We start from the raw sequence: 1442 nt of genomic DNA, 5'->3' as shown, positions 1-1442 counted from the left end.
GAGTTGCTGACCGAGGCCCGGGAGTGGCCGGAGACCGACGGTCGTCCGCGTAGGGCTGGTGTCTCGTCCTTCGGCATCAGCGGCACCAACGCCCACACGATCATCGAGCAGGCACCGGAGACGGTGGCTGCCGAGGAGACGTCTGCTGCGGCGGGCCCGGAGCCGACCGTGACCCCGCCCGTGCTGCCCTTCCTGCTGTCGGCCAGGAGCGAGCAGGCGCTGCGCCAACAGGCGGAACGACTGAGCGCGCAGCTCGTGCTGCAGCCGCAGTCGCGTCCAGTCGATGTTGCCTATTCGCTGGCGACGGGGCGTGCCGCGTTGGAGCGGCGGGCGGTTGTGGTGGCTGGTGGTGCTGACCCGGATGGGGTGCTGGCTGGTCTGGATGCCGTGGCTCGGGGTGGTGGTGCGCCGGGTGTGGTTGCCGGAGTTGCGGGGCAGGGCGGCGGTGTGGCGTTCCTGTTCACGGGGCAGGGCAGCCAGCGGTTGGGGATGGGCCGGGAGCTGTATGGGGCGTATCCGGTGTTCGCGGATGCGTTGGATGCGGTGTGTGCGCGGCTTGACGGGCATCTGGACGTGCCGTTGCTGGAGGTGCTGTTCGGCGATGACGCGGATCTGATCAACGAGACCGTCTGCACGCAGCCTGCGTTGTTCGCGGTCGAGGTGGCGTTGTTCCGGCTGCTGGAGTCGTGGGGCATTCGGCCGGACTTCCTGTCGGGTCACTCCATCGGTGAGGTGGCGGCCGCGCATTGTGCGGGTGTGCTGTCGCTGGAGGACGCGTGCACGCTGGTGGCGGCGCGTGGCCGGCTGATGCAGGAACTTCCGGGCGACATCGGTGCGATGGTGGCCGTGCAGGCTGCCGAGGCGGAGGTCACTCCGCACCTCACCGACGCGGTGAGCATCGCGGCCGTCAACGGCCCGACCTCCGTGGTGATCGCTGGTGACGAGAGCGCCGTACTGGAGATCACTGCCGTCTTTGAGCAGCAGGGGCGGAAGACTCACCGGTTGACGGTCAGTCATGCCTTCCACTCGCCGCACATGGACGGGATGTTGGAGGCCTTCCGGGAGGTGGCCTCTGGGCTGTCCTACGAGGCTCCTCGGATCCCGATCGTTTCGAACCTCACCGGTGGTGTGGTGTCGGGTGAGGAGATCGGGACGGCCGACTTCTGGGTGCGGCATGTGCGGGAGGGCGTGCGGTTCCTGGACGGTGTGCGGGTGCTGGAGGCCGAGGGCGTTTCGACGTTCGTCGAGCTGGGTCCGGACGGTGTGCTGTCGGCCATGGCGCAGGAGTGTGTCGTCGGCGACGGGTCGGCGGTGTTCGTTCCTGTGCTGCGACGTGAGCGTTCGGAGGCCGAGTCGCTGACGTCGGCTGTTGCTCGGGCGTATGTGCGTGGCGGTGCGGTGGACTGGCGTGCGTTCTTCGCTGGTGTCGGGGCGCGGCGGGT

The 1442-nt window shown here is 68.9% G+C and carries 1 protein-coding gene; it reads left to right on the top strand.

The features are described from left to right. On the top strand, positions 1 to 1442 hold a 1442-nt coding region (locus IE249_RS35355), incomplete at both ends, for an acyltransferase domain-containing protein (RefSeq protein WP_189711613.1).

The organism is Streptomyces anandii JCM 4720 (assembly GCF_014650655.1).
Classification (GTDB): Bacteria; Actinomycetota; Actinomycetes; order Streptomycetales; family Streptomycetaceae; genus Streptomyces; species Streptomyces anandii.
The sequence above is the reverse complement of the archived record's forward strand: the minus strand, read 5'-3'. Positions and strand labels throughout refer to the sequence as shown.